Raw genomic sequence first — 24,810 nt, forward strand, 5'->3', positions numbered from 1 at the left:
ACAATAGCGCCATGCAACTCAACTACATCGCCAACACCTCTGTCGCATCTTCTTCAGGCAAAACCATCCCGATGATCGACCCGTCCGACGGGCAGGTGTTTGACGAGATCCAGCGCAGCAACGCGCACGACATGGACACTGCCGTGAAGAGCGCCCGGGAATGCCTGGAACTGGTATGGAGCCGCTTCAGCGCTGCCGAGCGCGGGCGACTGTTGATGCGGCTTTCCGCCAAGGTGGCCGAGCATGCCGAAGAGCTGGCCATGATCGAGCAGCGCGACTGCGGCAAGCCCACCAAACAGGCACGAGCCGACGCGGCGGCCCTGGTGCGCTACTTCGAGTTTTACGCCGGCGCCTGCGACAAGCTGCACGGCGACACCATTCCTTACCTGGACGGCTACAGCGTGATGACCTGGCGCGAGCCCCACGGCGTGACGGGCCACGTGATTCCGTGGAACTACCCGATGCAGATCTTTGGCCGCAGCGTGGGTGGCGCACTGGCCGCGGGCAACGTTTGTGTGGTCAAGCCGGCCGAAGACGCCTGCCTGTCGTTGATCCGCGTGGCGCAACTCGCGGCCGAAGTGGGTTTTCCAGCCGGCGCCATCAATATCGTCACTGGCTACGGCCATGAGGTCGGCGACGCGCTGGCGCGCCACAAAGGCATCGACCACATCAGCTTCACCGGCAGCCCCTCGGTGGGCACGCTGATCCAGCAGGTGGCGGCCGAGCGCCACTGCCCTGTCACGCTGGAGCTGGGTGGAAAAAGTCCGCAAATCGTGTTTGCCGATGCCGACCTGGATGCCGCCATCCCGGCCATCATTAACGCCATCGTGCAAAACGCCGGGCAAACCTGCTCGGCCGGCTCACGCCTGCTGGTAGAACAGGCGATTTACGAACCCCTGCTGCTGCGCCTGGGCGAGGCCTTTGAAAACCTGCGCGTCGGCCCCGCCGCCATGGACCTGGACGTCGGCCCGTTGATCCGGCAAAACCAGCAGCAGCGCGTCTGGGACTTTTTAAGCGATGCGCAGGTTGCCAGCATTCCCATGGTGGCCCAGGGCCAGATCGTCGACGAGGCACCCGACACCGGGTTTTACCAGGCCCCCACCCTGCTGCGCGACGTGCCGGTGATGCACCGGCTGGCGCAGGAGGAAGTGTTTGGCCCGGTGCTGTGCGCCATGAGCTTCAAAAACGAGGATCACGCAGTGGAACTTGCCAATGCCACGCAGTTCGGGCTGGTCGCCGGCGTCTGGACGCGCGATGGGGCACGCCAGTTCCGCATGGCCAGGCGCGTGAAAAGCGGCCAGGTGTTCATCAACAACTACGGCGCCGGCGGTGGCGTGGAATTACCTTTCGGCGGCGTGAAATCCTCGGGCTACGGCCGTGAAAAAGGCTTTGAGGCCTTGTATGGCTTCACCACGCTGAAAACAGTGGCGGTACGGCACGGTTAACCGCCTGGCCGTGTCGAGAGATGTAATAAGCTCACGTATCAAATCAAAAATCTGGAGACAAACCCATGCGGGTCAAGGAAAAATCTATCATCGTGACCGGCTCCGGAGGCGGTATCGGTGAAGGCATAGCACGACGGCTGGCAGCCGAAGGCGCCAAGGTCATCGTCAACGACATCAATGTGGCGCTGGGTGAGAAAGTCGTGGCTGCCATCGTCAAGGCCGGCGGCACAGCTTCGTTCTTTGCCGCCGACGTCACAAAGTCCGCCGAGGTCAAGGCGCTGGTTGACGCCGCTGTGCAGCGCTACGGCCGGCTCGACGTGATGGTCAGCAACGCCGGCTGGACGCACCGTAACCAACCAGCGCTGGACGTCAGCGAAGATGATTTTGACAAGTGCTACGCCATCAACGTCAAAAGCATTTACCTGGCTACCATCCATGCCACACCGGTATTTCGCGAGCAAGGCGGGGGCAGTTTCATCAACATTGCGTCGACGGCGGGGGTACGCCCGCGACCGGGCCTGACCTGGTACAACGGCTCCAAAGGGGCGGTCATCACCACCTCGAAATCACTCGCGGCCGAGCTCGGCCCCGACAACATCCGGGTCAATTGCATCAACCCGGTATTCAACCCCGACACAGGCCTCTCGGCTGAATTTGCGGGTGGCCCGCTGGATGAAGAACGCAAGGCAAAGTTTCGCGCGAGCATTCCGCTGGGACGTTTTTCGACCGCGCTGGATGTGGCCAATGCCGCGCTTTACCTGGCCAGCGACGAAGCGGACTTCATCAGCGGTGTATGCCTGGAAGTAGACGGCGCCCGGTGTGTCTAAATAGAGCCCCCACGCTCCCCACTGCGTGTGGTTCGCTCCCCCCGAGGGGGCGCTGCGCCTGCGGTCTGGCAAAGCCAGTCCCGCGGCCCCTGCTGGTGAAGAGTCCCGCGCAAAGGTGAGGATGAGCAGGCGGCAATAACGCCCATCCTTTGGGGATAAGGCTGCTTTTTAGCGCTCCAGCCGGGCCAATGGGGTAAATTCTCCCTTTGGGCCCCTCACGATGACGACCGACAAAATCATTCCGCTGGCAGATATCCGCTACGCAAGCCGCGTACCGCATATCCCTGCCCGGTTGTCTGCGCCGATGGGACTGCTGAGCGACACGCTGGGCCGGCCGCTGCGGGATTTGCGCATCAGCGTGACGGACCGCTGCAACTTCCGCTGCAGCTACTGCATGCCGCGCGAGGTATTCGACAAGGACTATGCCTTTCTGCCGCAAACCTCGCTGCTGAGCTTTGAAGAAATTACCCGACTGGCCAAGGTTTTTGTAGCACACGGCGTCGAAAAAATCCGGCTGACCGGAGGCGAACCGCTGCTGCGCAAGCACCTGGAGGTGCTGATTGAAATGCTGGCCAAACTGCAAACGCCGCAGGGTAAACCACTGGACATCACCCTCACCACCAATGCATCCCTGCTCGCCAAAAAAGCCCAATCGCTCAAGGACGCGGGGTTGCAGCGAGTCACCGTCAGCCTGGACGCACTGGACGACACCATCTTCCGCCGCATGAACGATGTGGACTTTCCGGTGGCCGATGTACTCAAAGGCATCGAGGTTGCGCAAAAAGTGGGCCTTGCGCCGCTGAAGGTCAACATGGTGGTCAAGCGCGGCACCAATGACGCGGAGATCGTGCCCATGGCCCGGCATTTCCGCCATTCGGGTGCCGTGCTGCGCTTTATTGAATACATGGACGTGGGCGCCACCAACGGCTGGCGCATGGACGAGGTGCTGCCTTCTGCCCAGGTGGTGGAGCGCCTGGGCGCCGAATTTCCCTTGGTAGCCATAGACCCCAACTACACCGGTGAGACCGCCGAGCGCTGGCGTTATGCCGACGGCGCTGGCGAGATCGGCGTGATCAGCAGCGTGACCCAGGCTTTTTGCAGCGACTGCAACCGGGCAAGGCTATCGACCGAAGGCAAGCTGTTCTTGTGCCTCTTTGCCAGCCAGGGCCAGGACTTGCGCGCCCTGCTGCGCGGCGGCTACGGCGACGACCAGATCGCAGCTGCGGTGGCCCATATCTGGCAAGGGCGCGATGACCGCTATTCGGAGTTGCGCGCTGCGATGCCCGCTGACACCAGCACACCCGATTCAAACAACGCCAAGCGCGTTGAGATGAGCTACATAGGCGGCTGATTTGACAACCAACGACCACAACACCATGCCCATCCACGCCGAAGCCATCACCGGCGTGATCCTGGCCGGTGGCCGTGGTTCGCGCATGGGCGGGGTCGACAAAGGCCTGCAGAACTTCAACGGTGTGCCGCTGGCCCTGCATACGCTGATGCGGCTGTCGCCGCAGGTCGGCGACGTGATGATCAATGCCAACCGCAATCTGTCCGCTTATGAATCATTCGGCGTTCCGGTCTGGCCCGACAGCACAGGTCTGGGCGAATTCGCCGGGCCGCTGGCGGGATTCCTCACAGGTCTGGAACGTTGCGAAACGCCCTACCTGCTGACGGTGCCCTGCGACACTCCGCTGTTTCCTGACGACCTGGTGGCACGGCTTGCCGAAGCGCTTGCGCAGGACGGCGCTGATTTTGCCGTGGCCGCGGCGCCCGAAGAAGATGGGCAGCTCAGGCCCCAACCAGTGTTTTGCCTCATGGGCACCCACATGCTGGAAAGCCTGGTGCGTTTCACCCACAGTGGCGGCCGCAAGATAGACGCCTGGACGGCGCAGCACAAAACAGCCATCGTGCCGTTTGACAAGCCCGGCGACGACAGCCGCAGTTTCTTCAATGCCAATACGCTGGCCGAGCTGCACCAGCTGGAATCCCGCCAGCCGTGAAAACACTCGACCAGATTGCCGCAGAGCTGCAAGGCTACGACCCACAGTCCCTGTCTGCCGACCAGGTGCTGGACTTCCTGTCCCGGCTTGTCGTGCCGGTGCAGGAGCAGATCGAGCTGCCCTTGATGGAGGCTTTCGGGCGAGTGCTGGCCCAGGATGTGGTTTCGCCGTTTGACGTGCCGCCGCACGACAACTCGGCCATGGACGGCTACGCTCTCGACAGCGGGCAGCTGGCTGCCGGCAAGGCGCTTGAACTGCAGGTGGCCGACGGCACAGCGCTGGCCGGCAAGGCCTGGCAAGGCAGCGCCGGGCCCGGCCAGTGCGTCAAGATCATGACCGGTGCCATCATGCCTGCCGGCCTGGACACCGTGGTGCCGCAAGAATTTGTCAACGTGCACCAGGACGGCCAGGGCACGCGCATCAGCGTCCCGCCAGGTTTGCTCCAGCCCGGCGACAACCGCCGCCTGCGCGGCGAAGACCTCATGCAGGGCAAGCCGGCGCTACAAAAAGGAGAGCTGCTCACGCCCGCGCGCCTTGGCCTGGCGGCCTCTTTGGGTCTTAAAACCTTGTCAACCTGGCGGCCGCTGCGGGTGGCCTACTTCTCCACCGGCGATGAGATTTTGTCGCTGGGCGAAGCACCGCGCGAAGGCGCGGTGTATGACAGCAACCGCTACACCGTGTTCGGCATGCTCAGCCGGCTGGGCTGCGAGGTCATCGACATGGGTGTGGTGCGCGACGAGCCGGCACTTCTGGAGGCCGCATTCAAACGAGCGGCAGCTGAGGCCGACGCTGTCATCACCTCCGGCGGTGTCAGCGTGGGCGAAGCCGACTTCACCAAGGCCATGATGAAAAAGCTGGGCGACGTGGCTTTCTGGCGCATTGCGATGCGGCCAGGCCGGCCCATGGCCGTGGGGCGAATTTCAACAGTGAAATCGACCTCTAACCCAATATCTACGGGCGCAAGCAGCTATGAAAAATATAGCGCTCCACACTCATACTCAAATCCCAACCCCAACGGCGCCATCCTTTTTGGTTTGCCCGGCAATCCCGTTGCGGTGATGGTGACTTTTCTGGCCTTTGTGCGCCCCGCCCTGCTCCAGATGATGGGCGCCAGCGCCGCACCGGCGCCGCTGCTCAAGGCACGCAGCCTGGAGCCTATTCGCAAGAAACCGGGGCGCACCGAATACCAGCGCGGCTGGGTATCCACCGCGCCTGACGGCTCCCTGGAGGTCCGGACCACCGGCAGCCAGGGCTCGGGCGTCTTGCGCTCCATGGCCGAAGCCAATGGCCTGATGGTGCTTCACCATGCGCAAGGCAATGTCGCTGCAGGGGACATGGTTGACGTCCTCATGTTTGAGGGCGCCCTGTAAACTCCTTGAATCCTCGGCGCCGCCGCCTTAGTCGTTTCGGGGACCTGGTAGCGGGGGCAGGTCTTCGTAGCCGAAAAAATAGGGCACAACCCGAAAGCTCATCAGCAAGCCGCCGTTTTCCGGCGTTGCGTTCAGGCGCTCATAGTCGTGCGCGGCCAGGTGCTGTATTTTTGCGGCGTCGCGTTGCCGGCTGAAAACATCATGACGCCACTGATAGACCTCACTGAGTTTTTCCTCGTAGGTGTAGTGGTGGTCGTTGTCGTTGTAATAGTCGTCAAACCGGTTGCCGCCCAGGTAGATGGCATTGGAGCCTTCATACCCCGTTTTCTGGTTGGTGCGCTGGTCGGTGTTCAGAAAATAAGCCCAATCGCCCGGGACAAAGTTGCCGGCGGCAACACCGCCCACCATGCGCAAGACCTTGCCTGGCCGTTCAAGCTCCAGCGGATCAAAATCCGTTTCAAAACTCCACATACGGCCGGGTTCCAGGTCAACCAGCGGCTCACCGTCGGCCAGTAATCGCCGCTCCACGCCTTGCGCCCTGCCCACATCCTTCTTGACGCGGCGGAAGTAATCCAGTGCACCCTGGGCAAATACCACCTTGGTCGCGGCGTAGCAGCCTATCTCGTATTTCCCCTGCTCAAAAAACATGTCATTGAGGGCTTTGTGCAAAGGGGTACGAAGCCTGGGAGTTCCATTGATCCAATAGCGGGCATTCCACTTGGCAGGGCCACCCTCTGGCCAGCCCCATTCCAGCACCTCTGCCCAGATCACGGTGTTCTGGCGAATCCCGACATGGTCGGCCAATGCCTGCACATCGCAAGCCTTTCCCCTGAATTCGGTCAACCGGCCCGGGTGCAACAAGGCCAACAGGATTTCTTTTTTGGAAACCGTCTTGAGCTTGCGTGTCTTGTTGTTTCTCACCGGCACCAGCACTACCTCGTCCTTGATCGCCAGCTCCGGGCGTTGCGCCAAAAACAGGGTGCTCACGGCCGCGCCTGAGCCCAGCAGGGAATACGTCATGGTGCCCCGCGGCTTGTCGACAGTTTCCTGAACCAGGCGGGCTGGAATGCCGAGCTGCTGGAGATATCGGAACATGTGGGGGCCGAGCCGCTCCAGCTGGGACGGTGAACAGAAGAACTGCACGCCATATGCGCCCGTTCCAGGCGCTTCCTGGACTTGCGCAGAAGCCGTATGGGCCAGCGCAAGCAGGAATGGAATCAGGAGGAAAGAAGCAACGGTACGGATTCGGCCCGCAGGGTTTGCGGTCAAACCGGTTTTCTCATCAGCATGCCAGGAACCCGGCCTGGGGGGTGTGGTTCCTCATGATCATTTCGCCACGTACTCCGGATGCTCAAGGTGTTCATCGGGTTGCTCCCTGGCAATGGCCTTGTTGGCCCCTGGGACCGCCTTGCGGGCAAACAGCGTGTACATGGTGGGCACCACAAACACAGTGAGCAAAGTGCCCAGCGACATGCCCCCCACGATAACCCAGCCGATCTGCGTGCGGCTTTCGGCACCCGCGCCCTTGGCCAGGGCCAGCGGCAAGGCTCCCAGCACCATGGCACCAGTCGTCATCATGATGGGGCGAAGGCGCTGCGATGACGCCTTGACCAGCGCGTCGATCATTTCCATGCCCTGCCCGCGCAGCTGGTTGGTGAACTCCACAATCAGGATGCCGTGCTTGGTGATCAGGCCAACCAGCGTGATCAGACCAATTTGGGAATACACATTGAGAGAGCCGCCCGACCATTTGAGCGCCAGCAAGGCCCCGATCATGGACAGCGGCACCGACAGCATGATGACCAGCGGATCGATAAAACTTTCAAACTGTGCGGCCAGCACCAGGAAAATAAACACCAGTGCCAATACAAACACAATGGCCAGGGCGCCCTGCGAGTTTCTGAACTCGCGCGAGGTGCCGTTCAGGTCGGTGCTGTAGCCGGTCTTGAGCACCTTGGCGGCGGTCTGGTCCATGAACTTGAGCGCTTCGCCCAGCGAATAGTCGCCCGCAAGGCTGGCCGTGATGGACACCGAGCGACGCTGGCCGAAATGGTTCAACTCGCGCGGTGACACGCTTTCACGCACCTTTACCAGTGCCGACAGCGGAATCATCGCGTCGTTGCGGCCCCGCACATAAATGCGGTCAATGTCTTCAGGCGTGGTGCGGCCGCTGGCTTCGGTCTGCACGATCACGTCGTACTGCTCGGCATCGCGCTTGTAGCGCGTCACGTTGCGCCCGCCCAGCAGGGTCTCGATGGCCTTCGCGACAACCTGGACGCTGACGCCGAGGTCGGCGGCCTTGTCCCGCTCTACCTCAATGCGCAGTTCGGGCTTGTTCAGCCGCAGGTCTACGTCGGGCGAGACGATGCCGGGGTTTTTGGCGATCTCCTCCAGCATCTGGCGCACCACCGTGTTCAGGTTCTGGTAACTGTCGGAGGTCTGGATCACAAAATTGAGCGGCCGTTCGCGAAAGCCCTGCCCGAGGGACGGCGGCGTGATCGGGAAGGCAGTAACGCCGGGCAGTGCGTTGAATTTGGGCTGCAGTTCGCGCGCCATGTCGATGGTGGAGCGCGTACGCTTGTCCCAGTCGACTGTGCGGTACACCACGCTGGCCTGCGCCACCGTCGGGTTGCCCACGTTGGCAAAAATGCGGTCGAACTCGGGAAAGGGTTCACCCATTTTTTCCAGCGCCCTGGCATAGCGGTTGGTGTAGTCCAGCGTGGCGCCGTCAGGGGCATTGACGTTGGCCAGAATCACCCCGCGGTCTTCAATGGGCGAAAGCTCCTGCTTCATGCTCGGGAACACCAGCGCAATGGCCAGGGCACTGAGCACCATCACGCCGATGACAAGCCAGCGGGCCTGCAAGGCCATGCCTTTGAGGCGCTGGGCCAGCGAGGGCCGGCCGGCAGGGCCTTCCTCCGCCGCGGGCACATAACGTGTGGTGACGACCCAGCGCAGCACGGAACCGTAACGGTCGGAAATCGACGTCAACGCCCGCTCCATGAACCGGTCAAAACGATTGGGCTTGGGATTGTGCTTGAGCAGTTGGGTGCACATCATGGGCGTAAGCGTCAGCGCCACAAAGCCCGACACCACCACCGCACCGGCCAGCGCCAGGGCAAACTCCACGAAGAGCCGCCCGGTGCGGCCCGGCGTAAACGCCAGCGGCGCATACACGGCTACCAGCGTGGCCGTCATGGTGACCACGGCAAAGCCGATCTCACGCGCGCCCTTGATGCCGGCCGAGAACGGGTCCATGCCCTCCTCAATGTGCCGGAAGATGTTTTCCAGCATCACGATGGCGTCGTCCACCACCAGGCCGATAGCCAGCACCAGCGCCAGCAGGGTCAGCGTGTTGATGGTGAAGCCCGCCAGCGCCATCATGCCGAAGGTGCCGATCAGGCTCACCGGGATGGTGACGATGGGGATGATGGAGGCACGCAGGGTGCGCAGGAACACAAAGATCACCAGGGCCACCAGCACGATCGCCTCGGCGATGGTGTGGTACACGTTGTTGACGGAACGGTCGATGAACACCGAGTTGTCGTTGGCAACGTCAATCAGCATGTCGGACGGCAGGTCCGCCTTCAGCTTGGGGAAGGCCTCCCGCACACCCCTGGACAAGTCCAGCGGATTGGCCGTGGCCTGGCGGATGACGCCGACTGCCACGGCGGAGCGGCCGTTGAGCCTGACCGCCGTGCGCTCGTCGGCCGCGCCCTCCTCCACACGCGCGACGTCGCGTACCTTGACGGAAAAGCCGTTCACATTCTTGATGACGATCTCGCGGAACTGCGCGGGCCTGACCAGGTCGGTCTGCGAGGTCACACTGAATTCGCGCTGCTGCGACTCAATGCGGCCGGCCGGCAGCTCGAGGTTGCTGCGGCTGATGGCGTCTTCCACGTCCTGGGTGGTCAGCTTGTAGGAGGCGAGCTTGTCGGTATCCAGCCAGACGCGCATGGCGTACTTGCGCTCGCCAAAGACGCGCACGTCGGCCACGCCGGTCACGGTCTGCAGGCGCGGCTTGACGATGCGGTTGACCAGGTCGTTGATCTGCAGCGGCGTCAGTGAATCGCTGGAAAAAGCCACCTGGATGACCGGAAAGGCATCAGCCTCAACCTTGGCGATCACAGGCTCTTCAATCGCCTGAGGCAGCCGGTTGCGCACCCGCGACGTACGGTCGCGTACTTCGGCGGCAGCCGAGTCAGCGTCTTTTTCGAGCCTGAAACGCACGCTGATCTGCGCTTGGTCGGCACGGCTGATGGAGGTAATGACGTCGACAGCATCAATGCCTGCGATGGAATCTTCCAGCGGTTTGGTCACCTGCGTTTCAATGACCTCCGCGGATGCGCCTGCATAGCGCACGCTCACAGTCACAACGGGTTCATCGATCTTGGGATATTCACGCACCGAAAGGCGGTTGAAGCTCACCGCACCGACCAGCACGATGAGCAAAGACAGCACGGTGGCAAAGACCGGGCGGCGTATGGAAACTTCAGCGAGTTGCATAAGGGCCTGTGGGGGCTATGGCGCGGCTGCCGCTCAAGTGGGATCGCGGGCCGGCGGGCCGGCCGGGCGGCGCTCGGCTGGGGCGACGCTACGCACCGGCACAAGGGCGCCTGGGGCCTCCGACACCACCACGCCACAGGGGTTGGGGCCGGCCGGTGGTGCTTGCGACACGGCGGCGGCCACAGCTTTGGCCGGCGCGGCCTCAGCCGCAGGGGCCGTTGCGGCAGCTGCCGCGGGCGCAGTACCGGCAGCGGCAGGTGCTTTTGCGTTGCCCGCACGGGCAGAAGCATTTGCGGCCAGGTCCACCACGGACACCACCGTGCCATCACGCTGTACGCGCTGCTGGCCGGTCGCAACCACCACGTCGCCGGACTCCAGGCCTTCGAGGATCTCGACCTTGCCGGGGCTGCGCAGGCCGACCTTGACTTCCACGCGCTTGGTCGTGCGGGTCTGTTCGTTCGGGCCTTCCAGCAGCTTGATGACGAACTGCCGGCCGCCCTGCGGAACAATGGCTTCCTCGGGCACCACGCGGGCGTTCTCGCGCACGCCGAACACCGTATTGACCCGGGCGAACATGCCGGGCCGCAGCTGCAGCTGGCGGTTGTCTATGCAGCCGCGGATGCCAATGGAGCGGCCATTGGCGTCGATCAACGGGTCTATGGCCTGGATTTGCGCGTTGTACTTGCGCCCTGGCAAGGCGTCAATGTCGAGGACAGCTGTCTGGCCGCGCCTGACCTTGTTCTGGAAGCGTTCGGGCAGCCGGAAATCGACAAAGATGGCCTCGATGTCCTCGATGTTGACGATGTCCGCGCCGTCTTTCAGGTAGTCGCCCACGTTGACGAGCCGGATGCCGGCGATGCCGTCAAATGGCGCAACAATCTTCAGCCGCGCTGCGGTGGCCTTGGCCAGCGACAGCTTGGCCTCGGCCACCTGCAGGTTGGCGGCACTTTCATCGAGCGAGCGCTGGCTGATGAAGTTTTGCGCCACCAGTTCCTGGTTGCGCTTCTGGTTGGCCCGCGCGATCGACAGTTCAGCCTGGCTTTGCTGTACCTGCGCCAACGGCAACTGGTCGTCGAACTGCACCAGCACCTGGCCTTTGCGCACACGCTGGCCATCAGTGAAATTGAGCTGGGTGATGCGCCCGCTCACCTCGGGCCGCAAGACCACGCCGCGGCGCGAACGCAAGCTGCCCACGGCCGAGGTGTCATCCGACAGTCTGGCGAGTTCCACCTTCGCGGCTTCCACGGTCACCGGTTTTCCGGCGGCGGCGCCGTTGGTTCCATTGCCGGCGCCCTGGCCCGTCGAGGCAACCGGAGAAGACTCGGCCGCACCGCCCTGCGCCTTGGGTTTTTGCACCCACCAGGCAGCACCCGAGGCGACCGCAATGCCCGCTATCGCGACCGCTGTGTAAATTGCTTTTGATGCCATGGGGAGGAAAACTTGTTATACAAAGAGATACAAACTTCCAATGTAGCAGGACACCATGGCGCGCGCAGCCTTTTTCTGGCCTTTGCACAGGGTAAGCGCGGTAGCTTTACAACGGCTTTACCAAACGCCCTGAGCGACCAAAACGGTGCGGATGCTATGTACGCTTACGGTGCGCCTCGGGGACGCAATTTTTGCGTGGGCCTTGGCTGCTTGGTGCGTGTTTTTGCGCACATGTTCCCGCCCCGGCTTCAAACTCCCAGCCAGGTCTTTGTTACAAGCGGCCAAGCGCGCGTTCCACGCCTTTGTTGGCCAGTGCATCGGCACGCTCGTTGCCCGGATCGCCGGCATGCCCTTTGACCCAACGCCAGTCGATCTTGTGGCCGCTGGAGACGACCAGGGCGTCCAGGCGCTGCCAGAGATCCACATTCTTGACCGGCGTCTTGGCCGCCGTACGCCAGCCCCGGGCTTTCCAGCCGTGAATCCACTCGGTAATGCCCTTGCGCACGTATTCGCTGTCCAGGTAAAGCGTCACGCTGCAGGGCCGCTTCAGCGCCGCCAGCGCTTCGATGACGGCAGTCATCTCCATGCGGTTGTTGGTAGTGCCAAGTTCGCCGCCAAATAGCTCTTTTTCGGTGCCGCCCATCGCCAGCAGCGCCCCCCAACCTCCGGGGCCGGGGTTTCCCTTGCATGCGCCGTCGGTATAGATCACGACGTGTTGTGGTTGTGGCGTTGTGCCTGTTGGTGTGTCGGTCATGCGTTACAAATGCTCCCGGGAAGCTCCAAAAAGCGGCCGGTGGTTAAAGAAAATCAGGCAGGCGGCCGTGAGCGGGATGAGCGGGTGAGCGGCTCCTTGTTGGCTATCGCGGCCGGCGCTGTCGCCGGTGCCCTTCGCGCCTTCCAGGCCGGCTCAAGCAAGCGGACGCCCCGCACACGCTTGACCGCCGCGAGGAAATAAACAGCGCCAAAAATAGGCCACCAGCGTTCGCCCGCCGCATCCATCCACTCGAACCGGTCCAGCCAGGCCTGGCTTGTGAGCGCCGGCCGGTAGCAGCCGAAGCGCCCCGACTCTACCTCAAAGTCCAGCAGCCTCAGCCAGTCGCGAAGGCGCCAGTAGCCGATGAACTCGCCTGTTTTGGGAAGAAACAGGTTGTCATACCCCCAGCGCTGGTAGATGTGGCCGCGGCGCTGGCGCAGCCCCCACAAGCTGGTCGGGTTGAAGCCGCTGATGACCACCCGACCTTCCGGAACAAGCACCCGGCTCACCTCGCGCAGGCTGGCATGCGGGTCGCTGCTGAGTTCCAGCGTATGCGGCAATACCACCAGGTCCAGGCTGTTCTCCGGGAACGGAAGCGCTCCCGCTTCGGTCAGGAGCGCCGCGCGCCGGGAACTTGCGGCTGTGCGGCCGCTCGTATCTGTAGCCGGGGACTTTCCGGGTTCAGATGGCGGCGGCAATGAATCCAGCGCCAGCCATTTGTGCGGCATGCGATTGGCCTGCAGGGCGTCGAGCTCCGGCAAGCCCAATTGCAGTGCGTGGTAGCCAAAAACGTCGCTGACGGCCTGGTCAAAATGCGTGCGTTCCCAGTCCAGAAGATAACCACCGGGAGGGGTCTTCAGCCAGTCCGTCAAACCTATAATTTCAGAGCTCATTGAGACCACTGTATGTATTTGATTCCCATTCCTGCCTTCGACGACAACTACCTCTGGTTGTTGCATGACGGCAGGCGTGCCCTGGTCGTGGACCCGGGAGATGCCGGGCCGGTGCAGCGCACCCTGGAGCAGCACGCATTGCAACTGGAGTCGATTCTAGTCACGCATCACCATCCCGACCACACGGGCGGTGTCGATGCCCTGCGCGAAGCGACGGGCGCCCAAGTCTGGGGCCCTGCCACCGAACGCATTCCGCAGCCTTACACACATCTCAATGGAGGTGACAGCCTCACGGCCCTCGGCCTGGATTTCCAGGTGATCGACGTGCCCGGGCATACCGCAGGTCACATTGCTTATTACCTTGCCCCCACGCTTTCCGCTTCGCGTGATGCGCTGCCCCCCGAGGGGGCTCATCCGGCTTGGGGCGGCCCGGCGCCGGATGGCCTTGCCGTGAACGGCAGGCCGCTGCTGTTTTGCGGCGACACACTGTTCTCGGGAGGCTGCGGACGTTTGTTCGAGGGTACACCGGCGCAAATGCTGGCCTCGCTCGACAAGCTGGCTGCGTTGCCTGGCAACACCGTCGTCTGTTGTACCCATGAATACACACTCAGCAATCTCCGCTTTGCCATGGCAGTCGAGCCAGAAAATGCCGACCTGGCGGCATATCAGGCGCAATGCGTTGCACTTCGCGCCCAGGGAAAGCCAACCTTGCCGACCTCTGTGGCCCAGGAATTGCTGATCAACCCCTTCTTGCGGACCCGCCAACCCACTATCATGGCTGCTGCCCGGCACTTTGATGCGTCGGCCCGAGACGACAACACCGTATTTGCCGCCATCCGGCAGTGGAAAAACCAATTCAAATGACGCCACACGACCGAACCACTGCAGCCGCTCTTCTTCCCAAACTCGTCAATTTCCGTATTGTTCCGCTGGCGTTTCTGCTTGTGGCAGCACTGCTGGCGGGCTGCGCCACACAGCCGCCCGGCATGCCGGGTGACCCGGTCCTCACAACAGGAACAAGCCCTACCGCCAAACCGCAAGTGCCGGGCGGCCCGCTTCAAGCCATCACACCAGGTCAGATCGGCTCTTACCAGATCGCCTCCACGGAGCCTCCCAAGGAACTTTGGGACCGTATTCGCCGCGGCTTCGCCATGCCTGACCTGCAAAACGAACTGGTGACGGATCGCGAGCAGTGGTATGCCAGCCGGCCGGATTACATCCTGCGCATGACCGAGCGCTCCAGCAAATACCTTTTTCATATCGTTGAAGAACTCGAGCGCCGCCAGATGCCGACGGAACTGGCCCTGTTGCCGTTCATCGAAAGCGCTTTTAACCCGCAGGCCGTTTCCAGCGCCAAAGCCGCCGGCATGTGGCAGTTCATGCCGGCCACCGGCAAATATTTCGACCTGAAGCAAAACGCCTTTCGCGACGACCGGCGTGACGTACTGGCTTCCACCCGCGCGGCGCTGGACTACCTGCAAAAGCTGCATGGCATGTTTGGCGACTGGCATCTGGCGCTGGCGGCCTACAACTGGGGGGAAGGCAGTGTGGGCCGCGCCATCGCCAAAAACCAGAGAGCGGGGCTGGGCACCAGTTACACCGACCTGAACATGCCGGCAGAAACCAGGCTCTACGTGCCCAAGCTGCAGGCCGTCAAAAACATTGTGGCCAATCCCCAGGCATTTCGCACGGAATTGCCGTTGATCGAAAACCACCCTTATTTCCAGCAGGTGCTGATCACACGCGACATTGATGTGGCCCTGGCCGCACGCCTTGCCGACGTCAAGATTGAAGACTTCAAGGCATTGAACCCTTCGGCGCACCGCCCCGTCATCATTGCGGCGGGGACGCCCCAGATACTGCTTCCCTGGGACAACGCTACGGTGTTTCAGCGTAATTTCGAAGCCTACACCCAGGGGCAATACGCCAGCTGGACCGCCTGGTCGGCCCCCAGCACCATGAACCCGGCCGAAGCAGCACGCCGCACCGGCATGAGTGAGGCCGATCTGCGCAGCGTTAACAACATACCGCCGCGCATGCTCATCAAGGCCGGTTCGACCTTGCTGGTGCCGCGTTCCGCCAAGGTGGAAAACGACGTTACCAGCCACGTTGCGGATACCGCCCAGGTCTCCTTCTCTCCTGAAGTCGTGACGCGCCGCACCACCGTCAAGGCCCGCAAGGGCGAGTCGGTTGCAACCATTGCCAAGCGCTACGGCCTGAGCGCTGCCAGCGTTGCCGAATGGAACAATGTCAGCACTTCCAGCGCGTTCAAGCTGGGCCATCAGGTGGTGGTTTTCCTTCCGGTCAAAAGCCACGCCTCCAAAAGCCAGGCCTCAGCCTCCAGCCGCAGTCGCGGCAGTTCCGCGAAAGTGACCAAACGCAGCAATGCCAAGACGGTCGTCAAGTCCAAAAAACGTTGACGTTCCGGAGCACGCGCTTCAGCAGTCACCACCTGCGGACTGTTGCTACAGCTTGAACGAACCGCTGCCGAACAGCCCGATCAGGCCGATAACGATCAGGTAAATCGCCACGATGTAATTGAGCAGGCGCGGTATCAGCAGGATAAGGATCCCCGCGATGAGCGACACGATGGGGCCGATGCTGAGTGAAAGATTCATGGTGTGTCCTTGGAGTGAAGCCGGCTCACCGTTACTGCGCATGGCAGAAGCGGTGCAGGCAGCCACGACTTTAAGGAGCCGACCGGCCGCAGGCTGTAGGACGACAGGAAGAGTTGCGGTACAGGGAAAACGTCAGAGTTTTTCCGTCTCACCCGTGCGCGGCTGCCATTTCATGAGCCGTTTTTCGAGCCGGCCCACGATGCCGTCCAGCACCAGGGCAAATGCCGTCAGCACCACAATGCCGGCAAACACCGTATTCACATCAAACGTGCCTTCGGCCTGCAAAATCAGGTAGCCCACTCCCCGCGCAGAGCCCAGGTATTCACCCACGACTGCTCCGACAAATGCCAGGCCCACAGAGGTATGCAGGCTGGAAAACACCCAGCTGGTCGCGCTTGGCAGGTACACCGTGCGCAACAGCTGGCGCTGGTTGGCGCCCAGCATGCGGGCATTCGCCAGCACCACCGGGCTGACCTCTTTCACACCCTGGTAAACATTGAAAAACACAATGAAAAACACCAGCGTGACCGCCAGCGCCACCTTGCTCCAGATGCCAAGGCCGAACCACAGCGCAAAAATGGGCGCCAGGATCACACGGGGCATGGAATTGGCCGCCTTGATGTAGGGATCCAGGATGGCGCTGGCTGTAGGGGCCAGGGCAAGCCACAGGCCGCACGCCAGGCCAAGCACGGTGCCTATGCCGAAGGCCAGCACGGTTTCCAGCAAGGTGGTGCCCAGGTGGAGGTAGATGTCGGCGTTGCCCGGCAAGCCATCGGGGAACATGCGGCTTTCACCAAAACCAAAAGGCATGAACCAGCTCCACACCCTGCCAGCTACCTTGATGGGCTCGCCCAGGAAAAAAGCAATCTGCTGGTCGCGCGAAACCAGGTGCCAGCCGATCAGCATGAACGCCAGCAAGCCGACTTGCCATGCGCGGAGATTGCTTTCAGAGGGCTTGAGATGGCGCCACATGATCAGGCTGCCTTCTTGAGTTGCTGTGCATAGCCTTTAAGCACTTCATCGCGCAGCACGTCCCAGATCTGTTTGTGCAGCTCCACAAAACGCGGCTGGCTGCGCACCTCGGCCACATCACGCGGACGCGGCAGATCAATCGTGAATTCTCCGATCGGGTGCGTAGCCGGGCCAGCCGACAGCACCACCACCCTGTCGCTCATGGCAATGGCTTCGTCCAGATCATGCGTGATGAACAGCACCGCCTTTTTCTTGGCAGCCCACAGGTCCAGCACTTCGTTTTCCATGAGCTGGCGTGTCTGAATGTCCAGCGCACTGAACGGCTCGTCCATCAGGATGATGTCCGGGTCCAGTGCCAGCACCTGGGCCAATGCAGTGCGTTTGCGCATTCCGCCCGAGAGCTGGTGCGGATAACGGTCGCCGAACCCGCCCAGCCCCACGCGCTCCAGCCAGGCTTGCGCCTGACGGCGCGCTTCGGCATCCGGAACACCCCGGTACTGCAAGCCCATCATGACGTTGTCGATGGCGCTGCGCCATGGCATCAAGGCTTCGGTCTGGAACATGTAGCCGGCGCGGGTGTTGATGCCGCCCAGCGGTTGGCCAAACGCCCGAACCTCGCCGGAAGACGGTTCCAGCAAACCGGCGCCAATATTGAGCAACGTGGATTTACCGCAACCTGTAGGCCCGACAACCGAAACGAATTCACCGGCCCGTATGCGCAAGGTGGTGTCGCTCACCGCCGTATAACGCTGGCCCGCATCGTCGCGCGAGCGAAAGGTGCAGCTGATGTTGATCAGCTCCAGGGCGTAGGCGTCGTCGGGTTCTGGCATGGCGGGAGCTTACAGCAAGGCGCTTGCGCAGGGCCTCTTCACCAGCCGGGGCCGCGGGACTGGCTTTGCCAGACCGCAGGCGCAGCGGCCCCGAGGGGCTGGAGCCCGCGGCTCCAAGCCTGCCTGCGCAGGCCTGGACGGGCGACAGAGGCGAAGCGTCTCGCGAGCCGCGGCCTGCAAGGCCTCGCGCATTACACGAAGTGAAAAGCGTGGGGGCTCAAGCTTTAAATCGGTCCTTGGCCTTGCGTGCGAACTCGTTGGTATAGGTCTTGGCGATGTCGATCTTGTCGGTCTTGATGCTGGGGTCAAAGCTTGCCAGTGCCTTGAGCGCCGTGCGCGCACCGTCATCAGGAATGATGCCGTCGAGAGAAATCGACTCACGCACCTTGTTGAATGACGCAAGGTACAGCGCCCGGTCGCCCAGCAGGTAGCTCTCGGGCACCGTCTTGATGATGTCACCGGGGCCTGCCGTCTGCAGCCATTTGAGCCCGTGCACGATCGCATTGGCCAGTGCCTGGCAAGTGTTGGGATTCTTCTGGACGAACTCTATCGGTGCGTACAGGCAGGCCGCCGGCATGGAACCGCCAAAAACTTCGATCGTGCCCTTGAGGGTGCGCGTATCGCTGATGATCTTTACCTCGCCCTTTTGCTCGAGCATGGTCATGACCGGGTCGGTATTGCTCATGGCATCGATCTGCCCCGAACGCATCGCGGTCAGTGCGCCCGCCGCAGTGCCGACTCCGATAAAACTCACGTCGCCGGGTTTGAGGCCTGCGCGCGAAAGTACCAGGTTGGCCATCATGTTGGTGGATGAACCCGGCGCAGACACACCGATTCTTTTGCCCTTCAGGTCTGCGACCGTTTTGTAGTTGGGCATGTTTTTGGTCGAGACGCCAAAAGCGATTTGCGGCGCCCTGCCCTGCAGCACAAAAGCCTGGAACATCTGGTTTTTGGACTGAAGGTTGATGGTGTGCTCGAAAGCACCCGAGCAGACGTCGGCAGAGCCGCCGACCACAGCCTGCAGCGCGCGTGCACCACCGGCAAAGTCGCTGATTTCAATGTCCAGGCCTTCGGCCTTGAAATACCCCAATTGCTCGGAAATGGTGAGAGGCAGGTAATAGAACGCCGCCTTGCCGCCGACCGCCAGCGCAATTTTTGTTTTCTCGAGCCTGGGCTGCGCGCGAAGCACCGGCAATGCCAGCGTTGCTGCTGCCAGTGCGGTGCCACCGGCAAAAGCCCGGCGGGAAATCAGGGGTTGGCGATTCATGCAAGCCTCTCTCTTTTTTTGATGTCACAAGCTTATCGAGGCATAAAAAAACCCGCATCGGGGTCATCCCGTGCGGGTTTTTACCGAAGGTGATCGCGTTACCAGAGGTAACTTTCACCCTCCCGACGCATGTGTCAACGAAAGCCCGAAAAAAGAATGACGATATTGATAAAAAGCGCACACGCCCAGATGGCCGAGCGGGCTTTGGCGAGGTCTGCGATGTACATCATGATGTAGGCGATGCGCAGCACGACAAAGAGCAGCGCCAGGATGTCCAGCCGTGTCTGCCCCGCCTGCAGGATGTGCGCAATGATGACTGCTGCAAAGAAAAAGGGCAGCGCCTCGAATGTGTTGGCCTGTGCGGCGTTGGCCCGGGCACGCCAATCGGTTTGCTGCGCCAGCCAGCCTCGCGGGTTGTGGTTGTCATATCCGCCGTCGCGACGCGGGGTGCTCATCGTGCCGTATTTGGCAATGGCAGCACACACAATGGGCAACAGGGCCGCAATCAGAACACACCAATAGGCGATGGTGAAGCGTGCGAATGTCATGGTGGGTTCCTTTCGTTATGGTCGCCCGCTGCGGGCATGAAGCTGTCAAGATAAAACTAAAAACACCGCCCTCACCTGCGGTCCACCAACGCGTGGGCAATGGTGCCCAAGTCTACGTATTCAAGTTCGCTTCCCACCGGCACTCCGCGCGCCAGGCGCGTCACCTGGACGCCGCGGCTTTTCAGCGCCTGTGCAATCACGTGCGCAGTGGCTTCGCCTTCGGCCGTGAAATTGGTCGCCAGGATGACTTCCTGCACTTCGCGCGATGCAGGCGGCAACGCCTCGCCGCGCTCGTTCTTGGGCACCACGCGGTCAAACAGTTTTTGCAAGCCGATGTCGTTGGGGCCTATGCCGTCAAGCGGGCTGAGCTTGCCCATAAGCACAAAATAAAGGCCCTTGTAGGCCAGCGTGCGCTCAAGAGCAGCCTGGTCGGCCGGTGTTTCAACCACGCACAGCTTGCTGCGGTCACGCTGCGGGTTGGCGCAGGTGGTGCAAACCTCCTGCTCGGTCAGCGTGTTGCACAGGGTGCAATGCCGCACGCTGTTGACGGCGTGCTCCAGCGCACGGGCAATCTGCAGCGCGCCGGGCTTGTCGTGCTGCAGCAGATGGAACGCCATGCGCGCGGCCGACTTGGCGCCCACGCCCGGCAGCTTGCGCAGCGCCTGGGTCAAGCCTTCGAGAGCGTTGGAGTCAGCCATGTAGTGGGAAATGCAGCTTTAAGAATATGAAGAACAAGGCGTAGCGAGCGGGTTCAGGGCAAGGCGCGGGTGTCAGGTCACCGGAATGCACTTGAGGTGCATGAGGATGACCTGATCGGGACCCGCAACGCGGCCATGAGCCCGCGCAGTAGCCGTTAGAAGGGGAGCTTCATGCCGCCGGGCAGACCGGGCATCCCGGCCGTCAGTTTGCCCATTTTCTCGTTGCTCACTTCTTCGGCCTTGCGCACGGCGGCGTTGAACGCAGCGGCTACCAGGTCTTCCAGCATGTCCTTGTCGTCGGTCAGCAGACTGGGGTCGATCTCGACGCGTTTGACATCATGCTTGCAGGTCATGGTGACCTTCACCAGGCCGGCGCCGGCCTCGGCGGTAACTTCCACAAATGCCAGTTCTTCCTGGGCTTTTTTGAGGTTGTCCTGCATCGCCTGCGCCTGCTTCATGAGGCCCGCGAGTTGTCCTTTGTTAAACATGGTAGTTCCTTTAAAACTTGAAATCGAGGTGTGCTTTGCGTCTGAAATTGCGTCGAAATTGGGGGCAGAAATTGGTTTTAAAACCTGCCTTTGATCATATCGACTTCGCGGCCAGCGGCCGGATGCTGCCGGGGACAATTTTGGCGCCCCAGTCGCGAATCATGTCCTGCACAAACGGGTCGTTCTGGATCATTTCTTCGGCAGCGTGCTGCCGCTCGGCCTGTGCTGCCGCATTGCGGCGGGCCGGGGTGTCGGTGACGGGCCCCACTTCCACCGCGAGCCGCAGGGCCGCATCGCCAAGATGCGCCTGCAGTGCGGCTTGCAGCTTTTCACGCGCTGCCGCCTGGTTCAGCGACTCGCGTTCTACCCGAAGCGTCCACAGCCCATCGGCCTGGCTGCGCAGCTCCGACTGCAGGCCCAGCTCACGCGTCAGCGCCGCCACGGCTTCGGCGGCCACCAGCTGGTTGACAGTCTGGCTCCAGTCTTCGCCGTGCGGAACAGGCACCAGAGGCGCAACGGCAGCGGCTGGCGCGCCCTGCTGCGGGCGCTGCTGCGGCACTGGGCGCTCCGGCATCACCACAGGAGCCGCTACTGAATTGATAGCTGCTTGCGCCCGTTCTGCTTGGGCTACGGGCTGTTTTTGCTCAAAATTTTGAGCGATGGGTGGTTCTTGTGAAACACGCGGCGCAGCGGGCACGGGCTCATCATGGGCAGGTTCGCGTGCAGCGGCAGGCGCCGGCGCCACACGCCGTTCAGGCATAGCCACGGGCGCATGGGCCCGCGCCACCTCAGACTGGGGCTTTTTTCCAGGCTCGGCGGCACCCCCCGCATGGGTGGTAGCCGAAGCCGAGGGTTTGAAGGCCAGCAAGCGCAGCAGCACCATGGTCAGGCCCGCGTATTCGTCGGGCGCCAGGCCCAGTTCACCGCGGCCATGCAGGCACAGGCTGTAAAGCAGCTGCGTTTCATCAGCGGGCAGCGCCTGGGCCAGCCGCGCCGTCTCCGCGATGTCCGGGTCGGCCCCATCGTCGCCCGCCCCCATCTCGGGTACGGCCTGCAACACCGCCATGCGTTGCAGCACCGTCGTCATTTCTTCCAGGGTGGAAGCCGCGCTCAAGCCGTTCAGCCGCAACGCTTCGGAGGTTTCCACCACGGTTTTGCCATCACCGCGCGCCAGGGCGTCCAGCAGGCGGTAGACATAGCTGCGGTCCACGCTGCCCAGCATGGTGCGCACACTGGCTTCTTCAAGCTTGCCCGAGCCAAAGGCAATGGCCTGGTCCGTCAGCGACAGGGCGTCACGCATGGAGCCGCGCGCCGCGCGTGCCAGCAGGCGCAGCGCCTGTTGCTCGGCCGGGACGTTTTCAACGCCCAGCACTTGCGTCAAATGCTCCAGCACCGTCTCGGGCGCCATGGGCCGCAGGTTGAACTGCAGGCAACGCGACAGCACGGTGGCTGGCACTTTTTGCGGGTCAGTCGTGGCCAGCACGAACTTCAGGTATTCGGGGGGTTCTTCCAGCGTCTTGAGCATGGCGTTGAACGCCGTGTTCGTGAGCATGTGCACCTCGTCGATCATGAAGACCTTGAAACGGCCGACGACAGGTTTGTAAACAGCTTGCTCCAGCAGCTGGGCAATTTCATCGACACCGCGGTTGGACGCAGCGTCCAGCTCCGTGTAATCCACAAAGCGGCCGCTGTCGATGTCGGTACAGGCCTGGCACACGCCACACGGCGTGGCCGTGATGCCGCCCTGCCCGTCCGGGCCCAGGCAGTTGAGCGACTTGGCCAGAATGCGTGAAATGGTTGTCTTGCCTACGCCCCGCGTGCCGGTGAACAGGTAAGCATGGTGCAAACGCTGGGTGGCCAGCGCATTGCCCAGCGCCTGCACCACATGCGACTGCCCCACCATTTCAGAGAAATTTTTGGGGCGGTATTTGCGGGCGAGAACTAAGTAGGACATTCCCTGATTCTACGGTTGCGGCCAAGCCCACAGCCCCGTTTAGACCGTAAACCGTTTCCTAAGGCTGGTAATCCGCCGAGCCAGGCGCAAAACTGATGCGACGCATCTCCAGCAGGCGTTCGGGCTTGCCTGGCGCCTTCAACACGCGCCCCTCGACCAGCTCGTATCCCAGCAGTGCAAAAACCCGGTTGCGCAGAAAAATAGGGCGAGCATTGCCATACCAGTCCACGCAAGAGGCGCGACAGCCGTCGTCCCTGCCTATACCCCGGCGCGACGCGAGGCTGCCGACACCGGCCAGCTTCAGGCGGCTGTTGCGCAGATAGAGCATGCCGGCAGGCTCGTCCCACAGCTGGCGATAGCCGCCCTGCCCACTACCACGGACCGGCAGGCCAACCAGCCCGGAGTCACCGCTGTCGGGTTTGTAGAAAAAACCATGGCTGCGTGTCTCGCCTTGCGCAGCCTGCGCCTGCACGTAGCGCCCGGCCACGCGTGCCGTGCTCGCAAGCTGCACGCTGGAAAAATACAGGTCCTTGCCATCTGTGCCCACGGCAATCGCATCGTTGCCCAGTGCCTCAATCCGGTCCAGGCCATGCGGTAGCGTCAGGGTTTCGGTCCTGGCACGGTCGGCAAAATGCACCACCCGCAATTCCCCCACCGTCCCCGCTGCAGGCCGGCCCCAGCCGCTACCCGCGCCATAAAGCAGGCGCTGGCCAACAAAACGGTTCTGCAAGCTGCCGTTGCCCACAGAGGGGGAAAGAGCGGGCAAGCTCGCATAGGCTTGCGCCGCGGCAGCGGTTTGACCATCTCCGAAATCGCGCACCGCGACACGCAGCAAGGACAAATTCCCGCCGCTTCCCTCAGCGCGCCACATGCCGTCACCTTGGCCGTTGCCACGCAGCAGCACGTTCAGGTAACCATCGTCGCCCTCAAGAAAGGAGAACTGATCGATCGGGCTGCCTTGCGTCTTGAGCATGCTGGGCGGCGCGCCATCGAGTGGTAAACGAAAAATCGCTGAGCGCAACGCAAAGTTCCCGGTGGCGGCGTCGCGCTGGTAACCGACGGTCCAGACATACACCGCCCGGCTCGACACATAAAACACCCGGCCTGCCGGCCCGAGCACTGCGCTGGACCGGCAATCCAGTTCGGGCTGGGCCAGGTCGCACCGCACGATGGTGTGCATGGTCGTGCCTTCTTGCGCGTTCAGCGGCTCGTCAGTCCGGTAGATGCGCGTGGCGTCAACAATTCGCTTGAAGTCGGCGGGCCCGGCGCCCGGCTGCCAGCGCCGCAGCGCGGGCAGGCGTGCCGCCGGATCGTCACCCCAGGCGTTGAGCGGAATGGGGGTGTACAGGATGAGCTGGCTGCCGATCAGGCGGCTGGCGTAGTTGCGCGAAGAGTAATAGTCGCTGGAGCGCAGGTGCCAGGTGGCGCGGTAGCTGAGCTTGCCCGCATCGTCGATATTGAACAAGCCGAGCTCGGTACCGCCGCGCTCATAGCTATAGCCAATCACGGCTACGGTGTTGCCCGCCACCATCATTTCGTCGTACCAGGCGCCCGAGGGATTGACGTCCGGCCCATAGGCGTTGATAGACGACACCGGCTGCAGCTGGTAGCGGTCTACATCCACCGTGAACAGCCGTCCCCTGCGCAGAATGACGAGGTGCTTGCCATGCACTTTGACGATGCCGCCTTCATCCACGCCGGCCGTCTGGTTGTTGGTGATGGACTCCGCGCCGCCGATAAGAGATGCGGACGCGGGCGCGGCCGCCGGCGCGGGCATCGCGACAGGCTGGGGAACACTGAGGGCCGGCACCCAGGTCTTGCCGGGGTTCGCGGCCTCCCATTTCTTCCGGGCCTCGTCCTGGCGCAGCCGCCATTCTTCTTGCTCCTTGCGCCGCTGTTCTTCCTGCCGCTTGCGCTCCACTACAAACGGCTCCAACCAGGCCTGCAGCGCAGCCTCGTCCGTAAAAGCAGCCAGGGTTTTCGCCGGCTTGAAAGCCTCGGCGTCAAACTGCGCTTGCGCAGCATTCAAAACGACGCATACCGACACACCCGTCAGGACCTTCAAAAACCAGGACATGAATTTTCTCCCTCTTCTTTTATGCGTGCGACGCGCGCTCTGCAGGCGCGCCAAATGCTGCATCCGGGCTGAAAGGCCGGACTATTTTTCAGCTATTGGATGATATTCGTCCGGGTGAACTCCCACCTCGGA

General features: G+C 62.3%; 21 protein-coding genes. 7 read left to right on the plus strand and 14 right to left on the minus strand.

All coding sequences use genetic code 11. The features are described 5' to 3' along the window. Positions 1-11 precede the first annotated feature (11 nt). The 5 genes from AC1DYQ_RS09005 (at position 12) to moeA (ending at position 5,645) form a co-directional block, all read left to right on the plus strand. A complete protein-coding gene (locus AC1DYQ_RS09005) occupies positions 12-1,445 on the plus strand; it encodes an aldehyde dehydrogenase family protein (RefSeq protein ID WP_477686505.1) in 1,434 nt (477 codons plus the stop codon). 65 nt (positions 1,446-1,510) lie between these two features. Next, the gene (locus tag AC1DYQ_RS09010) at positions 1,511-2,272 is read left to right on the plus strand and encodes an SDR family oxidoreductase (RefSeq protein WP_477686506.1); all 762 of its coding nucleotides are present in this window, start codon (positions 1,511-1,513) and stop codon (positions 2,270-2,272) included. A gap of 220 nt (positions 2,273-2,492) precedes the next feature. Next, positions 2,493-3,623, plus strand: coding sequence for a GTP 3',8-cyclase MoaA (moaA, locus tag AC1DYQ_RS09015; RefSeq protein ID WP_477686507.1), 1,131 nt, complete (start codon positions 2,493-2,495; stop codon positions 3,621-3,623). 25 nt (positions 3,624-3,648) lie between these two features. Continuing rightward, positions 3,649-4,275, plus strand: coding sequence for a molybdenum cofactor guanylyltransferase MobA (gene mobA, locus AC1DYQ_RS09020; RefSeq protein ID WP_477670863.1), 627 nt, complete (start codon positions 3,649-3,651; stop codon positions 4,273-4,275). Continuing rightward, positions 4,272-5,645, plus strand: coding sequence for a molybdopterin molybdotransferase MoeA (moeA, locus tag AC1DYQ_RS09025; RefSeq protein WP_477686508.1), 1,374 nt, complete (start codon positions 4,272-4,274; stop codon positions 5,643-5,645). Before mobA ends, moeA begins: the two co-directional genes overlap by 4 nt. 27 nt (positions 5,646-5,672) lie before the next feature. Here the strand turns inward: moeA and AC1DYQ_RS09030 are convergent, their stop codons facing one another. From AC1DYQ_RS09030 to AC1DYQ_RS09050, 5 genes are all read right to left on the minus strand, one after another. Continuing rightward, positions 5,673-6,914: a hypothetical protein gene (locus tag AC1DYQ_RS09030; RefSeq protein WP_477686509.1), complete on the minus strand. Its 1,242-nt coding sequence runs from the start codon at positions 6,912-6,914 to the stop codon at positions 5,673-5,675. Between the two features lie 57 nt (positions 6,915-6,971). Continuing rightward, positions 6,972-10,151, minus strand: coding sequence for an efflux RND transporter permease subunit (locus tag AC1DYQ_RS09035; protein ID WP_477686510.1), 3,180 nt, complete (start codon positions 10,149-10,151; stop codon positions 6,972-6,974). Between the two features lie 33 nt (positions 10,152-10,184). Further along, on the minus strand, positions 10,185-11,579 hold the full coding sequence (locus tag AC1DYQ_RS09040; protein WP_477686511.1) for an efflux RND transporter periplasmic adaptor subunit: 1,395 nt from the start codon (positions 11,577-11,579) through the stop codon (positions 10,185-10,187). A gap of 271 nt (positions 11,580-11,850) precedes the next feature. Further along, positions 11,851-12,333, minus strand: coding sequence for a ribonuclease HI (gene rnhA, locus AC1DYQ_RS09045; protein ID WP_477686512.1), 483 nt, complete (start codon positions 12,331-12,333; stop codon positions 11,851-11,853). Positions 12,334-12,386: 53 nt separating this feature from the next. Beyond that, the gene (locus AC1DYQ_RS09050) at positions 12,387-13,226 is read right to left on the minus strand and encodes a class I SAM-dependent methyltransferase (RefSeq protein ID WP_477686513.1); all 840 of its coding nucleotides are present in this window, start codon (positions 13,224-13,226) and stop codon (positions 12,387-12,389) included. Positions 13,227-13,238: 12 nt separating this feature from the next. On the opposite strand from AC1DYQ_RS09050, the gene gloB reads away from it, so the two are divergent. Beyond that, entirely contained in the window at positions 13,239-14,090 is an 852-nt protein-coding gene (gene gloB, locus AC1DYQ_RS09055) for a hydroxyacylglutathione hydrolase (protein WP_477686514.1), read from the plus strand. Continuing rightward, the gene (locus tag AC1DYQ_RS09060) at positions 14,087-15,646 is read left to right on the plus strand and encodes a transglycosylase SLT domain-containing protein (RefSeq protein ID WP_477686515.1); all 1,560 of its coding nucleotides are present in this window, start codon (positions 14,087-14,089) and stop codon (positions 15,644-15,646) included. The genes gloB and AC1DYQ_RS09060 overlap by 4 nt, the downstream gene beginning before the upstream one ends. A 45-nt stretch (positions 15,647-15,691) precedes the next feature. Here the strand turns inward: AC1DYQ_RS09060 and AC1DYQ_RS09065 are convergent, their stop codons facing one another. The 9 genes from AC1DYQ_RS09065 to AC1DYQ_RS09105 form a co-directional block, all read right to left on the minus strand. Beyond that, complete coding sequence (locus AC1DYQ_RS09065) at positions 15,692-15,844, minus strand: DUF3096 domain-containing protein (RefSeq protein WP_348050368.1); 153 nt, start codon at positions 15,842-15,844, stop codon at positions 15,692-15,694. Between the two features lie 132 nt (positions 15,845-15,976). Continuing rightward, on the minus strand, positions 15,977-16,816 hold the full coding sequence (locus AC1DYQ_RS09070) for an ABC transporter permease (protein WP_477686516.1): 840 nt from the start codon (positions 16,814-16,816) through the stop codon (positions 15,977-15,979). A 2-nt stretch (positions 16,817-16,818) separates the two neighbouring features. Next, on the minus strand, positions 16,819-17,646 hold the full coding sequence (locus AC1DYQ_RS09075; protein ID WP_477686517.1) for an ABC transporter ATP-binding protein: 828 nt from the start codon (positions 17,644-17,646) through the stop codon (positions 16,819-16,821). Between the two features lie 217 nt (positions 17,647-17,863). Further along, positions 17,864-18,913, minus strand: a complete 1,050-nt coding sequence (locus AC1DYQ_RS09080) for an ABC transporter substrate-binding protein (RefSeq protein WP_477686518.1) — start codon at positions 18,911-18,913, stop codon at positions 17,864-17,866. Positions 18,914-19,047: 134 nt separating this feature from the next. Then, positions 19,048-19,461 (minus strand): MAPEG family protein, encoded by a 414-nt coding sequence (locus tag AC1DYQ_RS09085; protein ID WP_477667240.1) that lies wholly within the window; start codon positions 19,459-19,461, stop codon positions 19,048-19,050. 71 nt (positions 19,462-19,532) lie between these two features. After that, positions 19,533-20,159 carry a recombination mediator RecR gene (gene recR, locus AC1DYQ_RS09090; protein ID WP_457278638.1) on the minus strand — a complete coding sequence of 209 codons (627 nt, stop codon included), beginning with the start codon at positions 20,157-20,159 and terminating at the stop codon, positions 19,533-19,535. 155 nt (positions 20,160-20,314) lie between these two features. Next, positions 20,315-20,647 (minus strand): YbaB/EbfC family nucleoid-associated protein, encoded by a 333-nt coding sequence (locus tag AC1DYQ_RS09095; RefSeq protein WP_457278639.1) that lies wholly within the window; start codon positions 20,645-20,647, stop codon positions 20,315-20,317. A gap of 94 nt (positions 20,648-20,741) precedes the next feature. Next, on the minus strand, positions 20,742-22,601 hold the full coding sequence (dnaX, locus tag AC1DYQ_RS09100) for a DNA polymerase III subunit gamma/tau (RefSeq protein WP_477686519.1): 1,860 nt from the start codon (positions 22,599-22,601) through the stop codon (positions 20,742-20,744). A 58-nt stretch (positions 22,602-22,659) separates the two neighbouring features. Then, complete coding sequence (locus AC1DYQ_RS09105; protein ID WP_477686520.1) at positions 22,660-24,678, minus strand: beta-propeller domain-containing protein; 2,019 nt, start codon at positions 24,676-24,678, stop codon at positions 22,660-22,662. Between the last annotated feature and the right edge of the window lie 132 nt (positions 24,679-24,810).

The organism is Polaromonas sp. P1_F4, assembly GCF_056405675.1.

Bases quoted from the DNA above. Each gene is read 5' to 3' on its own strand.
- rnhA (WP_477686512.1), bottom strand. From the start codon at position 12,333: ATGACCGACACACCAACAGGCACAACGCCACAACCACAACACGTCGTG.
- gloB (WP_477686514.1), top strand. From the start codon at position 13,239: ATGTATTTGATTCCCATTCCTGCCTTCGACGACAACTACCTCTGGTTG.
- AC1DYQ_RS09075 (WP_477686517.1), bottom strand. From the start codon at position 17,646: ATGCCAGAACCCGACGACGCCTACGCCCTGGAGCTGATCAACATCAGC.
- AC1DYQ_RS09005 (WP_477686505.1), top strand. From the start codon at position 12: ATGCAACTCAACTACATCGCCAACACCTCTGTCGCATCTTCTTCAGGC.
- AC1DYQ_RS09010 (WP_477686506.1), top strand. From the start codon at position 1,511: ATGCGGGTCAAGGAAAAATCTATCATCGTGACCGGCTCCGGAGGCGGT.
- AC1DYQ_RS09095 (WP_457278639.1), bottom strand. From the start codon at position 20,647: ATGTTTAACAAAGGACAACTCGCGGGCCTCATGAAGCAGGCGCAGGCG.
- dnaX (WP_477686519.1), bottom strand. From the start codon at position 22,601: ATGTCCTACTTAGTTCTCGCCCGCAAATACCGCCCCAAAAATTTCTCT.
- AC1DYQ_RS09105 (WP_477686520.1), bottom strand. From the start codon at position 24,678: ATGTCCTGGTTTTTGAAGGTCCTGACGGGTGTGTCGGTATGCGTCGTT.
- mobA (WP_477670863.1), top strand. From the start codon at position 3,649: ATGCCCATCCACGCCGAAGCCATCACCGGCGTGATCCTGGCCGGTGGC.
- AC1DYQ_RS09070 (WP_477686516.1), bottom strand. From the start codon at position 16,816: ATGTGGCGCCATCTCAAGCCCTCTGAAAGCAATCTCCGCGCATGGCAA.
- AC1DYQ_RS09065 (WP_348050368.1), bottom strand. From the start codon at position 15,844: ATGAATCTTTCACTCAGCATCGGCCCCATCGTGTCGCTCATCGCGGGG.
- moaA (WP_477686507.1), top strand. From the start codon at position 2,493: ATGACGACCGACAAAATCATTCCGCTGGCAGATATCCGCTACGCAAGC.
- recR (WP_457278638.1), bottom strand. From the start codon at position 20,159: ATGGCTGACTCCAACGCTCTCGAAGGCTTGACCCAGGCGCTGCGCAAG.
- AC1DYQ_RS09050 (WP_477686513.1), bottom strand. From the start codon at position 13,226: ATGAGCTCTGAAATTATAGGTTTGACGGACTGGCTGAAGACCCCTCCC.
- AC1DYQ_RS09040 (WP_477686511.1), bottom strand. From the start codon at position 11,579: ATGGCATCAAAAGCAATTTACACAGCGGTCGCGATAGCGGGCATTGCG.
- AC1DYQ_RS09060 (WP_477686515.1), top strand. From the start codon at position 14,087: ATGACGCCACACGACCGAACCACTGCAGCCGCTCTTCTTCCCAAACTC.
- AC1DYQ_RS09085 (WP_477667240.1), bottom strand. From the start codon at position 19,461: ATGACATTCGCACGCTTCACCATCGCCTATTGGTGTGTTCTGATTGCG.
- AC1DYQ_RS09080 (WP_477686518.1), bottom strand. From the start codon at position 18,913: ATGAATCGCCAACCCCTGATTTCCCGCCGGGCTTTTGCCGGTGGCACC.
- AC1DYQ_RS09035 (WP_477686510.1), bottom strand. From the start codon at position 10,151: ATGCAACTCGCTGAAGTTTCCATACGCCGCCCGGTCTTTGCCACCGTG.